General features: G+C 54.3%; 11 protein-coding genes and 3 pseudogenes. 7 read left to right on the top strand and 7 right to left on the bottom strand.

The window, feature by feature from the left end; all coding sequences use genetic code 11:
• Positions 1 to 13: 13 nt before the first annotated feature.
• Positions 14 to 1,374 (bottom strand): annotated as a pseudogene (hldE, locus tag CXB77_RS03600) (bifunctional D-glycero-beta-D-manno-heptose-7-phosphate kinase/D-glycero-beta-D-manno-heptose 1-phosphate adenylyltransferase HldE).
• A 159-nt stretch (positions 1,375 to 1,533) separates the two neighbouring features.
• Between hldE and CXB77_RS03595 the strand changes: the two are divergent.
• The 6 genes and pseudogenes from CXB77_RS03595 to dnaG all read left to right on the top strand — a co-directional run bounded on the left by CXB77_RS03595 (position 1,534) and on the right by dnaG (position 7,296).
• A pseudogene (locus CXB77_RS03595) lies at positions 1,534 to 2,643 on the top strand (anthranilate phosphoribosyltransferase).
• A gap of 1 nt (position 2,644) precedes the next feature.
• Positions 2,645 to 2,971 carry a non-heme iron oxygenase ferredoxin subunit gene (locus tag CXB77_RS03590; protein ID WP_105072817.1) on the top strand — a complete coding sequence of 109 codons (327 nt, stop codon included), beginning with the start codon at positions 2,645 to 2,647 and terminating at the stop codon, positions 2,969 to 2,971.
• Positions 2,972 to 3,088: 117 nt separating this feature from the next.
• Positions 3,089 to 4,714, top strand: coding sequence for a methyl-accepting chemotaxis protein (locus tag CXB77_RS03585; RefSeq protein ID WP_105072816.1), 1,626 nt, complete (start codon positions 3,089 to 3,091; stop codon positions 4,712 to 4,714).
• A 134-nt stretch (positions 4,715 to 4,848) separates the two neighbouring features.
• Entirely contained in the window at positions 4,849 to 5,064 is a 216-nt protein-coding gene (gene rpsU, locus CXB77_RS03580) for a 30S ribosomal protein S21 (RefSeq protein ID WP_007041206.1), read from the top strand.
• A 144-nt stretch (positions 5,065 to 5,208) separates the two neighbouring features.
• Positions 5,209 to 5,652 carry a GatB/YqeY domain-containing protein gene (locus CXB77_RS03575; protein WP_105072815.1) on the top strand — a complete coding sequence of 148 codons (444 nt, stop codon included), beginning with the start codon at positions 5,209 to 5,211 and terminating at the stop codon, positions 5,650 to 5,652.
• A gap of 39 nt (positions 5,653 to 5,691) precedes the next feature.
• Positions 5,692 to 7,296: a DNA primase gene (gene dnaG, locus CXB77_RS03570; RefSeq protein ID WP_242445400.1), complete on the top strand. Its 1,605-nt coding sequence runs from the start codon at positions 5,692 to 5,694 to the stop codon at positions 7,294 to 7,296.
• A 65-nt stretch (positions 7,297 to 7,361) separates the two neighbouring features.
• Here the strand turns inward: dnaG and CXB77_RS21010 are convergent, their stop codons facing one another.
• The 6 genes and pseudogenes from CXB77_RS21010 to CXB77_RS03550 all read right to left on the bottom strand — a co-directional run bounded on the left by CXB77_RS21010 (position 7,362) and on the right by CXB77_RS03550 (position 12,322).
• Positions 7,362 to 7,736, bottom strand: coding sequence for a DNA topoisomerase family protein (locus CXB77_RS21010; RefSeq protein ID WP_242445399.1), 375 nt, complete (start codon positions 7,734 to 7,736; stop codon positions 7,362 to 7,364).
• Positions 7,655 to 7,894 (bottom strand): topoisomerase DNA-binding C4 zinc finger domain-containing protein, encoded by a 240-nt coding sequence (locus tag CXB77_RS21005; protein ID WP_242445398.1) that lies wholly within the window; start codon positions 7,892 to 7,894, stop codon positions 7,655 to 7,657. The genes CXB77_RS21010 and CXB77_RS21005 overlap by 82 nt, the downstream gene beginning before the upstream one ends.
• Complete coding sequence (topA, locus tag CXB77_RS03565; RefSeq protein ID WP_242445397.1) at positions 7,795 to 9,663, bottom strand: type I DNA topoisomerase; 1,869 nt, start codon at positions 9,661 to 9,663, stop codon at positions 7,795 to 7,797. Before topA ends, CXB77_RS21005 begins: the two co-directional genes overlap by 100 nt.
• Positions 9,664 to 9,703: 40 nt before the next feature.
• A complete protein-coding gene (locus CXB77_RS03560) occupies positions 9,704 to 10,174 on the bottom strand; it encodes a DUF494 domain-containing protein (RefSeq protein WP_105072814.1) in 471 nt (156 codons plus the stop codon).
• Positions 10,175 to 10,240: 66 nt separating this feature from the next.
• Positions 10,241 to 11,372, bottom strand: a pseudogene (gene dprA / locus CXB77_RS03555) (DNA-processing protein DprA).
• Positions 11,372 to 12,322 carry a LysM domain-containing protein gene (locus CXB77_RS03550; RefSeq protein WP_146108670.1) on the bottom strand — a complete coding sequence of 317 codons (951 nt, stop codon included), beginning with the start codon at positions 12,320 to 12,322 and terminating at the stop codon, positions 11,372 to 11,374. The pseudogene dprA and the gene CXB77_RS03550 overlap by 1 nt, the downstream one beginning before the upstream one ends.
• Positions 12,323 to 12,452: 130 nt before the next feature.
• On the opposite strand from CXB77_RS03550, the gene def reads away from it, so the two are divergent.
• Positions 12,453 to 12,986, top strand: coding sequence for a peptide deformylase (gene def / locus CXB77_RS03545; RefSeq protein ID WP_105072812.1), 534 nt, complete (start codon positions 12,453 to 12,455; stop codon positions 12,984 to 12,986).

Here is a 12,986-nt window from a genome sequence, read left to right as displayed (position 1 = left end):
CATTGAGAACAATTCAAACGTCACGAATTGTTCCGATGATTTGGCTGGTCGAACATCCCGACACAAAATCAAGAATGCGCACCTCGCCACCCTGTGCTCGTACACAATCCGCGCCAGCAATTTGCGCGATCTGATAATCACCGCCTTTAACCAATACGTCCGGCTTCACGCGACAAATCAATTGTTCTGGCGTGTCTTCACTGAATGCGCAGAGCCAATCTACCGCCGCCAATCCCGCTAATACCGCCATGCGCTGCGCTAAACTGTTGATTGGACGCTCAATTCCTTTAAGACGCCGCACCGACGCATCATCATTGACTGCGACGACGAGCCGCTCCCCAAGCTGACGCGCCTGTTGCAAATAGGCGACATGCCCAGCGTGCAGCAGATCAAAACAACCGTTGGTCATCACCACGCGTTCACCCCGCGCCTGCGCTGCTGCAACTGCCATTTCCAGTGATTCGGCAGTGAGAATGGTTGACCATTCTGTGCTCCCCGCCGCTTGTTTCAACTCCGCTGCGCTGACAGTTGCCGTGCCCAATTTGCCGACTGCCAGCCCGCGGCGTCATTTGCCAGTGCGCAGGCATCAGCGAGCGCCACTCCTGCGGCGAGCGCAGCAGCCAGCGTCGCAATCACAGTGTCACCTGCGCCGGTGACATCGAACACTTCTCGCGCTTGCGTCGGCAGATGCAGTGGCGCTGCATCCTGCGCCAGCAGCAACATTCCGCGTTCGCCGAGCGTCACCAACAGCGCGGTTAAATTCAGTTCTTTGCGTAATCGTTGACTTTTGTCAATCAAAATCGCGTCGTCTCCACAGACACCGACAATGCACTCCAGTTCGTGCAGGTTTGGCGTGAGCAGCGTGGCGCCGCGATAACGGGTGAAATCGCGCCCTTTTGGGTCGATCAATACGGGAATGCTGCGAGCGCGAGCAGCGGCAATCAGCGGTTGTGGATCGGCGAGCGTGCCTTTGGCGTAGTCCGACAACAGCAACAAATCGGCGTCAGCGAGCAGTTGCGTGACCAACGCTGGCAACGGATCATCGCCCACGGGCGCGAGTGATTGCTCAAAATCCAGACGTAACAATTGTTGATGCTGGCTCATCACCCGCAATTTGGTGATGGTGGGCACTTCGGCGCGACGGCAGAATCGAGCAGTGATGCCAGCAGCCGTGAGCAATTCAGCCAGCCGATCTGCTGCATCATCTGCGCCAGTCACGCCGACTACCGTCGTGCGTACACCGAGCGCAGCGAGATTGCGAGCGACATTGGCCGCACCGCCGGGGCGTTCTTCAATCTGCGTGACTTGCACCACGGGCACAGGAGCTTCGGGAGAAATGCGGGTCGTTGCGCCGCTCCAATAACGATCTAGCATTAAATCGCCTGCCACTAAAACGGCAGTGCGGGTGAACTCAGGAAATGGAAACGCAGGAATTGGGCGCAACGGTAAACACTCCAAAAGTAGCTGGGTGAGCGCAAAATGTCGCATGTCGCTCAGGTCATCATTGATCACATCATTTCATCAGGAATCAGCATGAATACCACTCCTAATGCGGCGCAATTACAGATGCGTTCGATTATTCAACGCATTGCGACCGGACCGGAATTGTCAAAAGACATTTCACTGGAAGAAGCTCGCGCCGGAATGCGGGCGATTTTGGATCAACAGGTTGATCCGGTGCAGGCAGGCATTTTCTTGATTGCACTGCGGATGAAGCGCGAAACGGATGAAGAGTTTAAGGGCGTTCTCGACGCGATCCGCGATGTCACCACGCCGGTGATTGCCGCAGTCGATGACGTGGTAGACATTGCCGATCCTTACGATGGTTATAACCGCTGCCTGCCTGCTGCGCCGTTTTTAATGCCGCTGCTCGCCGAATATGGCGTGGCGTCCATCAGTCAGGGCGCAAATGCGATTGGCCCAAAATTTGGTGTCACCCATCGGCATGTGCTGGCTGCTGCGGGTGTGCCGGTGGATTTAACGCCAGCGGAAGCCGCAGCGCGATTGGCTGATCCGGCGCTGGGTTGGAGTTATGTCGATCAACGCACCTTTTGTCCGCCGCTGCATGATTTGGCAGAACTGCGTTCGACTATCGTCAAACGGCAAGCGATCACGACCGCAGAAGTGATGGCGCGTCCGATTCAGGGCGCAAACGCACCCATTTGGTCACAGGTTATGTGCATAAACCGTATTCGCGGATTTATGCGTTGCTGGCGCGTCATGCCGGATTTGATTCGGCGCTGCTGGTGCGCGGGATTGAAGGCGGCGTGATTCCGTCGCTGCGACAAAAGGGCGTTTGCTTTAATTATCAACATCATTCCGAAGAGCAGGCGTTTGACATTGATCCGCTGGATTTGAGTATTGAGCAGCAGTCGCGCCGTACCACTACCGGATGATTTACCGCAAACCACGCGCCCCGGCGATGAAATTGCCGTAGTCGTTGATGTTCATGCCGCTGCACAAGCTGCGGCCGAAGCGGGTTTAGCTGCACTGAATGGCGAAACCGGCGCGATGTATGACAGTTTAGTGTTTGGTGGCGCATTGATTTTGTGGCATCTGGGACGCGAGGCATCGCTGGCCGTCGCCGCAGATCGACTGCGCGATGTACTCGATTCGGGTCGCGCTGCCGAGCGGGTGCGCTGACATGGACGCGCCGTGGATTGCCGTCAGCACGCCGGAAGCGATTGCGCCGGGCAAATTTATTAAGGTGACGCTGGCGCAGCGGGCTTATCTCATTGCCAACGTTAATGGACAGTTTTACGCAGTGGAAGACAATTGCAGCCACGAAGATTATCCGCTGTCTTTTGGCTGTTTAGATGGTGCGCAGATTAAATGCTCGCTCCACGGCAGCCGGTTTAGTTTAGAAACTGGTGCGCCATTAGATGCGCCAGCAGAAATGCCAATTTGCATTTATCCAGTGCGAATTGCGGAAGGTCAAGTGTGGCTTGATCCAACTGCAATGATGCAGTAAAAAAGTTGGTTTGCCGTTGTGCACAAACTGTGGCAACGGCGAATCCATTGCGCCAAAGCAGAGAATATGTTGTCAATATGATTTTGATTTTTCAGATGGCTTTACGGAGCGGTCGTCATGTTTTTTAAGCAATTGAAAGTTGCAACCCGAATTCGGTTATTGATTGGTTTAATGTTGATCGGCGTATTTAGCATTGGTTTTATTGCGCTGTTTCAATTGCAAAACAACATGCTCGATGACCGCAAAGAAAAGACCAAAAACTTGGTTGAAGTGGGAATGAGCGTTCTCAGCTATTATCACCAACTTTATCAAAATGGTCAGCTTTCAGAAGCAGATGCACAGCTGGCAGCGCGAGAAAATTTGCGTCATATTCGCTATGATAAAAACAACTACTATTTTATCTTTGATACCAATTACATTTACATCCTCTATCCATCAAAACCGGAATTTGAAGGACAAAATAAACGTGATTTACAAGACCCCAACGGTAAATTCTTAGTACAAGAATTGGTGAAAGCCGGACAACGCGGTGGTGATTTTGTAGATTATTGGTTTCCGCGTCCCGGGCTAACACAAAATGAACCTAAACTTTCTTATGCCGCATTGTTTACGCCGTGGAATTGGGTGATTGGTACTGGCGTTTATATTGATGATGTAAGTCGAGCATATTGGTCAGCTGCACTATTATTCGGAAGTATTGCCGGCGTGTTATTGGTGGGGCTGATTTTTGCGGGTTGGCTGCTGGGCAATAGTATTTTGGCACAATTGGGTGGTGAGTTAGCGCCAGCGCAATTAACCATGCAGCAGATCGCTAAAGGCAATTTAACCGTCGCATTTGGCGAGCCACCGCCAGATAGTTTGTTGCAGTCATTGCGCACCATGATTGATGCGCTGCGTAATTTAATTTTGTCGATCAATGGCGAAGCGGATTCATTGGTGGATGATGCCGAGGAAATTAAATTGGCATTTAATGAAGTTTCTAGTGCAGCGAATCAGCAGGCGCAGGCGACTGCGGCGATGGCGGCGGCAATTGATCAACTCACCATCAGTTCTAGTCAAATCTCTGAAAATGCCCGCGAAACTGAAAGCAATTCGAGTGATGCGCTGGTGCTGGCGAGTCAAGGACGCGAACGCGCCGATCAAGCCAGTCGTGCTATTCAAAAAATTGCAGTGACCATGACCGATGCGTCGATGCAAATGCGGGCGTTAGAGGAGCGCACCAAGCAAATTTCCAGTATTGCCAATGTCATCAAGGGCATCGCCGGACAAACCAATTTGCTGGCGCTGAACGCAGCGATTGAAGCGGCTCGCGCCGGTGAGCAGGGACGCGGGTTTGCGGTGGTGGCTGATGAAGTGCGCAAATTAGCGAGCAGCACGGCGACTGCGACGACGGAAATTGAGCAAATGATTTTGGGAATTCAACACGATACTGGTGTTGCGGTGGAAGCAATGAATCGGGCGCTGCCGGAATTGGAAATTGGCGTCACGCTCGCCAATTCAGCATCGGAATCGCTGCGGGCAATTGAGGAAAACACCGATCAAACGCTGGCGCGAATTCATGCCGTCGCCGATACCACGCACGAGCAGGCTGGCGCGTCCACCGCCATCGCGCAACACATTGATAAAATTGAGCGCATGGTTTCTGACACTACGTCAACGATTCAGATGGCGGCAGCGACGGCGCAGCGTTTGGAAACGATGGCGCTGAATCTCAAACAACAGATTGGGCGTTTTCGGGTGTGACGGTGTGCTGCGCGAGTGGAGCGATTTGGAGTGCTAAATGATTCAAGTTTTTGCAATTAAAGACTGCTTTCCGTTAAGATCAACGATCTTTTTTACCCCAACTCTCTCATTTGGAGACCTTTTAAGGACTATCTATGCCCAGCGTCCGCGTCAAAGAAAATGAACCATTTGAAGTCGCTATGCGGCGTTTTAAGCGTTCCTGCGAGAAAGCAGGAGTGCTTGCTGAAGTCCGCCGTCGTGAGTTTTATGAAAAGCCCACTTCCGAGCGGAAGCGCAAAAAGGCAGCTGCCGTCAAGCGTCACCAGAAAAAGCTGCAACGCGAGTCCCGGCGCTGGGAACGTCCTTATTGAATGGTCGGCAGGTCAACGTTCGGCACTGCGCCGAATGTGCACCCGGTGATTGAAGTCCAATTGCTGTATTCAAATCCAATCGCCATGACTGACGATTGGATTTTTCATTTGTTCTCCATGCTTTGATTGAGACCTACCGCCAACATGCTCAAACAACAAATTCAAGACGACATGAAAACCGCAATGAAAGCGGGCGACAAAGTTCGACTTGGCGTGATTCGGCTGATTTTGGCGGCGGTCAAACAGCGCGAAGTGGACGAACGCATCGAACTTGATGACGCGCAGGTGCTCGTGGTACTCGATAAGATGTTGAAGCAGCGCCGCGATTCGATTACGCAATACGCCGCTGCTAGGCGCGAAGACCTCGCCGATGTAGAGCGTTTTGAAGTCACAGTGATTCAGCATTATTTGCCGACGGCGTTGACTGAGGCGGAATTAACCGCGTTGCTGGATGCTGCAATTGCCAGCACTGGCGCGACGGCGATGAACGACATGGGCAAGGTGATGGCGATTTTGCGTCCGCAGGTTCAGGGTCGCGCCGACATGGGCGCAGTCAGTACCCTTATTAAACAACGACTTGCCAGTTAATCCTCGCGCCATGTTGCGCCCCCACTGCCTGTTAAACCCATGGCTGGCAGAATCCCTCCAGAATTCATCGACCAACTTCTAGCGCGAACTGACATCGTTGAACTGATTGGTTCGCGCTTGCAGTTGCGTAAAGCGGGCAAGGAATATCAAGCCCGTTGTCCATTTCACGACGAAAAAACCCCTTCGTTTACGGTCAGTCCAGAAAAGCAGTTTTATCACTGCTTCGGTTGCGGTGCGCACGGAACAGCAATTGGTTTTCTCATGGAATACAATCGCCTATCGTTTGTGGAGGCGATTGAGGAACTGGCAACTCGCGCTGGATTGGAGCTGCCGAGTGACGGCGAAACGACACCAGCCTTGCCCGATGTCAATCCGCTGCTGCACCTGCTCGAACGCGCCAATGATGCTTATCGCCAGCAGTTGCGCCAGCATCCTGAAGCGCATCACGCCGTGAGTTATCTCAAACAGCGCGGACTCACCGGCGAGATTGCTGCGCGTTATCAACTGGGTTTTGCGCCGCCAGCGACTGATTTCATTCTCACGCACTTGGGCAGCACTGCGGTTGAGCGCGACCGACTGCGCATTTGCGGTCTGATTGCCGAGCGCGATGGACAACGTTATGACCGGTTTCGCAATCGGATTGTGTTTCCGATCCGCAATCGACGTGGGCGCGTCATCGGTTTTGGTGGACGGGCACTCGGCGATGCCAAACCGAAATATCTCAATTCACCGGAAACGCCGGTGTTTCACAAGGGGCGCGAGCTGTACGGATTGTTTGAAGCGCAGCAGGCGAATCGGCACTTAAACGCGCTGCTGATCGTGGAAGGTTATTTGGATGTTATCGCGCTGGCGCAGTTCGGCATCACCAACGCAGTCGCCACGCTCGGCACTGCGACCACGTCGGAACAACTGCAACTACTGCTGCGCACTGCGCCGGAGCTGATTTTTTGTTTTGACGGCGACCGCGCCGGACGCGCTGCGGCGTGGAAAGCATTAGAAACTGCGTTGCCGCTGCTGACCGGTCAGCAATCGCTGCAATTTCTGTTTTTGCCTGAAGGCGACGATCCCGACACGTTGATTCGCCGCGAGGGCGCAGATGGTTTGACGGCACGATTGGCGCAGGCGCTGCCGTTATCAACGTTTTTATTGACGCAGTTGCAAACGCAGGTGAGGGAAATTGCCAGTGCTGAAGGACGCGCCCGCTTGGCAACACTCGCCCAACCGTTGATTGAAAAAGTGCCAATTGGTGTTTATCGCAACTTGCTGGCGCAGGAATTGGCGGACATCGTGAAATTGCCGCAGCTTGCACCGCCACCACGCCCCCAGCAACGCCGGCAATCCATGCCGCAACCCGGGCGGCTCACGTTAATTGCGCGAACCATCGGGCTGCTGCTTGCCAATCCTGAATTGGCTGCGGTTGCGAAACCGTTAGCGACCGATTGGCAGCGTTCATCAACGCGGGGCGTGGACATCCTGAAGCAATTGCTTAACACCTTGATTGCACACCCAGAATTGACGACGGCGATGCTGTTGGAACGCTGGCGTGAACATCCGCACTTCGGGTATTTGCAGTGGTTGAGTGTGCATCCGTTTTGCGCGATTTGGTGGAGGCGGATGTTGCAGCGGAGTTTCGAGATGGGCTGAATCGGTTGAACGACGAGGTGCGAGAAACGGAGCAATTCAGACCATTTCAAACATAAAATGGTCTGCTAAATCAGTGCGTTATTCGTTTCGACTGTTTCGACCGCCACCCGATAGCCGCATTCCTTTTTGTGGACAGGCTTTAACTGTGCCCTTGGTTTTGGTGGTTTTGAGCGTGAGAATCGGCCAGCCGCACTGCGGCAGGGTTCGGCAACGGGTTCATCCCACACCGCGTAATCGCAAGTTGGATAAGTCGAGCAGGAATAAAACAATTTGCCGCGCCGCGATTTCTTTTTCTGCAACGTGCCTTTGTGACATTGCGGACAAACAACGCCGGTATCTTCCGGTTTTTCCAGCGGTTCTATATGTTTACAGGTCGGATAACTGCTGCAACCGATGAACTTGCCATAGCGCCCGCGTTTGATTTCCAACGCCGATTGCACAGCGGACAGGTGCGCCCTTCAACGAGTTCCGGCGCTTCTGCCTGCGCTTTATCGGCATTCAGATCGCGGGTGTAATCACATTCGGGATAATGGGTGCAACCAATAAACCGCCCGTTGCGCCCCAGCCGAATTGACAACGGATTGCCGCATTTGGGCACAGCTCGTCGAGCTTTTCCTGCGTCACATCGCTGCGTTTGACATGCGCTTGCGTGTGATCAACTAAATCTTTGAATGGTTTCCAAAAATGCTCCAGCAGCGGAACCCATTCCTCCTCGCCGCGTGACACTGCATCCAATTCGTCTTCCAATTTTGCCGTGAAATCGTAATCCACATAAGCGGTGAAATGCTCAGTCAGAAACCGATTGACCACGCGCCCGACATCGGTCGGCGAAAAGCGTTTTTTATCCAACGTGACGTATTCACGATCTTGCAGCGTGGAAATGATCGAGGCGTAAGTCGACGGGCGACCGATGCCGAATTCCTCCAACGCTTTCACCAGCGATGCCTCCGAATAACGCGGCGGCGCTTCGGTGAAATGTTGCTCGGTGCGCAGCGCCAGCAATTTGATCTGCTCGCCGATCTGCATTTCCGGCAGCATTCGCTCCTCGTCATCATCGGCGCTCTGCACGTCATCCCGACCTTCCAGATACACGCGCATAAAGCCCGGTTCGGCAATCACCGCACCATTCGCCCGCAGCAGATGCTCGGTCGTGCCGGCGCTTAAATCCACTGCGACTTGGTTAATCAGCGCGTGTGCCATTTGACAGGCCAGCGTCGTTTCCAAATCAGTTCGTACAACCGGAATTGTTCGGAGCCAAATGCGCTTTGACTGCATTCGGTTCGCGCAGAATCGACGTGGGACGAATGGCTTCATGCGCTTCCTGCGCGTTTTTGGATTTGGTTTTGAATAAGCGCGGCTGTTCCGGCAAATCGGCTGCGCCATAACGATCAACGACATAGGCGCGAATTTCCTCAATCGCCTCCTGCGCCAATTCACCGAATCGGTGCGCATGTAGGTAATCAAGCCCACCGCTTCGCCATCGACATCAACGCCTTCATACAACTGCTGGGCAACGCGCATCGTGCGCAGCGCAGTAAAACCAAGTTTGCGGGCAGCTTCCTGTTGCAGCGTGGACGTGATGAACGGCGGCGCAGGCTGGCGCTTGCGCTGTTTGCGTTCCACCTGCTCGACGCGAAGTGTTCCAGCAGCGGCTTGTTCCAATTGCTGGCGCACAAAGCTGGCGCGATCTGCGTCGATAATGCTGAATTGCTCTAATTTCACGCCATCGAAATGGGTCAATTTGGCGCTGAACGTTTTCGTGTCCTTCGCAGCATCCGCTTCCAGCGTCCAGTATTCCTGCTGCACGAAGGCTTCAATCTCATTCTCGCGCTCGCAAATCAGCCGCAGCGCCGGACTTTGCACCCGCCCAGCGGACAAACCGCGTCGAATCTTTTTCCACAGCAGCGGCGATAAATTGAAGCCGACGAGATAATCCAACGCTCGCCGCGCCTGCTGCGCATTCACCAAGTCATACGACAGCTCGCGGGGATTAGCGACCGCCTCTTGTACTGCGCGTTTGGTGATTTCATTAAAGACGATGCGATGCACCGGACGTTCACCCAATTGGCGACGACCTTTCAATAATTCGTATAGATGCCACGAAATCGCCTCGCCTTCACGATCTGGGTCAGTTGCTAAATACAGGGCGCTGGCGTCCTTGAGCTTTTTCGCAATGGCTTGAACGTGTTTCTCATTGCGTTCGATGATTTGGTATTTCATCGCAAAGCCGTTGTCTGGATCGACCGCTCCTTCTTTCGGCACGAGATCGCGCACATGCCCGTAAGAGGCGATGACTTCAAAATCTGCGCCGAGATATTTCTTAATGGTTTTAGCTTTGGCGGGCGATTCGACAATAACGAGATTCATGGGGCAGCTTCTAATCGGAAAATGCGATTTTTTCAGGGGTTTAGTGCAAATATGCTGGGCGCACGTTGTAGAGCATGTCTTCCATCTGGGTAAACGCATCTTCGCGTCCCGGACGATTCATCAATACCAGCAATACCACCCAGCGCACTTCTTCCAACACTGCCGGATGATCAATGGCCAATAAGCGGTCAATGGCTAATTCGCGGCTGGCGGGGTCGAGAATGGCGTTGTGTTCCAGCGACAGCAGTAAACCTTGTGCTTCTACATCAATTTTGGCGCATTCATCCGCAGTGTAAATGCGCATTGATCCGGCGCTGTGACTATCGGACGACGCATCTGCGCTAATCGCCAAATCATCCAGCCACTGCAACGCCTTATCAATTTCAGCCTTGCTAAAACCGGCTTGTGCCAATTCCGCCTCCAGCTCACCTTGATCGGTGGGCGGTTGATTCTCGCCATCCATGTAATTTTCATACAGGTAGATCAACACATCGACCATATTTTCATCCATTCTCGTTCTCAATCTTGAGGTTACATTGGATTTAGCGTTGCCGTTCCTGCATCAAAATCATGACCGTTAGCGCCCACGAATGCGGCTATAACGACCACCTGGAACTGATGATACATGACCGCTTAATTCCAAGACCAACAAGATAGACGTGACCTGCTGCGCCGGAAAACCGCTGCGTTCAATCAATTCATCGGGCGCAACGGGATCAAATCCCATCGCTTTTAGCACTGCCCGCGATTCGGCATCAAGGTCAATAATCCATCCGCAGCGCCTCATCCGGCGGCGCTGATGCAGCGGTCGCCGTCAGCGCAACCCGCAGCAGCGGGGCTAATTCGCTCAGAATATCGGCGGCAGATTCCACCAATTTTGCGCCGTCGCGCAGCAGCGCATGACAGCCTCGCGCCAGCGGATTGCGAATTGATCCGGGCACAGCAAACACTTCGCGCCCTTGCTCCAGCGCCGTGCGAGCAGTAATCAGCGAGCCGCTTTTCAGAGCTGCTTCTGTCACCAACACGCCCAAACTCAAGCCGCTAATCAAACGGTTGCGCCGGGGAAAATTCTGCGCCAGTGGTTCGCTGCCCGGTGGAAATTCGCTGACCAACGCACCGTTCTCCGCGATCTGCCGCGCCAGCGCCCGATGCGCCGCCGGATACACGCGATCCAAGCCAGTGCCAAACACGGCGATGGTGCGCCCGCTTTCCAGTGCGCCGACATGCGCTGCGCCGTCAATGCCATGCGCCAGCCCGCTGGTAATCACCAAGCCGTAGCTGACCAGTTGCCGGGCAAATTCTTGGGTAATTTCAACGCCGCTCGGCGTGGGATTGCGGCTGCCGACGATGGCAATTTGCGGTTCGGCGAGCAGCCGGACATCGCCGCGCACATACAGCAGCGGCGGTGCATCGTGAATGTCGGCTAATTGCGGCGGATAACGCGGATCGGTCAGCGTGAGCACGTCAGTTCCGGGCTGCTGCAACCAGTTGAGTACCGTTGCCAGCAGCGCTGCGTCAGGGCGCTTGATTGCTGCGATGCTGTCGGCTTTGAGACCAACGGCTGCGAGTTGCGCCGCCGAAGCACCTTGGATCACCGTCGGTTCACCAAACTGCTCGATCAATTTGGCGACAGTGCGCGGACCGATGCCGGGCGCATTCACCAGCGCCAGCCATGCCGCCAGCGCGTCATTCGATAATTGTGGTGTCATCAGGGTGCAGCTGGCGCGATCTGCGCCCCGACCTGAAAAGCGCGTTGTGCATCCAACACCAGCGCAAAACTCACGCGCTCAAAAGTGCGGAACACCATCAACGTCGCAGCGCGTTCTAACGGCCGAATAAATTGCGTATTTTTGCGCTCAAAACGCTGGTGCAGCGGCCATTCATTTTCCTGCCAGCCGCGCTGCTCCATGTCGTGTCCGTACCAGAACTCTGTTTTTGCGGGGCTTTCATCGCGCCAATTGGCATCGCTGCTGCCGTCTCTGATTTGATCGCGTTCACTGTCGCCGCCGATGAACGCATCAAACACATGACCGAGCGCGATGTGCTCGCGGCTGCCGCGATTGAGAATCACCACGTCAAATTGACCGATTTGCGAAACGCCGTTAAACACTGAAATGATCCGTCCAGAGGTTCCCGCTGGCGCAGGATGACGCTCGAAATCGGTTAACGGTTTCTCAGCAGCGCTGGTCGGCAGCACCCGGTCGCCAATCGCCACTTCTCGCGCAGCTTGAATGATGCGCACTCGCGCCGGATCGCCCGAATGCTCCAGCACGGCATTGGCGACAAACTGCGCCTCATAACCGAGAATTTCGCCGGTATCGGGATCGCGGAGTGCTGCGCCGGGGCGCACGATTTGAAACGCAGTCGGCGCGTTGGCGAGGATTTTGCGGACATAAATCTGATCGTTTGACCCAGCAATTAAATGTTCGTCGGGAAATCCAACCACATAAGCGGCGCGTTGCAATTGCTCGGTGTCCGTCACCAGCGGCTGAGTAAGAAAAGGCAAAATGGCGTTAATCGCCACCGTCGGAATGACCTCTGCCAGCGGCGTGGCGCGAACTTGTGGACTGAGTTTGACCGTCTCAATGGCAATGGCAACGGGAATTGATACCAGCAGCAGACTGGTCATGCAGGCGGTGATCACGAGACGGTAAAGCATGAGAAAAGCCCTGAATGTGGGTCGAAACGGAAGTCATCCGCGTCGACACTGGTGTACTATTCTGTGCTGATTATTGATCCTAGCGCACCCAATTTCATTCTTTCCACTTCATTTTCACACCTCCGCACCGATGTCAAAGCTCGCCATTCTGACTTTTCCCGATCCTCGTTTACGCCAAAAAGCGCGTCCCGTGCTGCGTGTTGACGCCGCAATCACGCGCCTTGTCGATGACATGTTAGAGACTATGTACGCCGCACCCGGCATCGGGCTGGCAGCGATTCAGGTCAACGTGCCGCTGCAAGTTTTGGTGATGGACGTTTCTGAAGAACACAACAACCCATTGTGTTTGATTAACCCGCAAATTCTGGCGCTGGAAGGCACCGAGCAGCGCGAAGAGGGTTGCTTATCCGTCCCCGGCTTTTATGAAAAAATTACTCGTGCCGAGCGCGTTAAAGTGCAGGCACTCGACCGTGACGGCGCATTGTTCACGCTCGACGCAGACGGGCTGCTCGCCGTCTGCATTCAGCACGAAATCGACCATCTCGGCGGCAAGCTGTTTGTCGATCACATTTCGATGCTCAAGCGCCAGCGCATTCGTCATAAATTGGAACGCGATCAACGCCAAAGCGTCGATTCAAACGCCACTCGCCGGAGTGCACTGTGA

The sequence above is a fragment of the Chromatium okenii genome (assembly GCF_002958735.1).
Classification (GTDB): Bacteria; Pseudomonadota; Gammaproteobacteria; order Chromatiales; family Chromatiaceae; genus Chromatium; species Chromatium okenii_A.
Note: the sequence above shows the minus strand (reverse complement) of the source record. Positions and strands in the feature narration are given on the sequence as shown.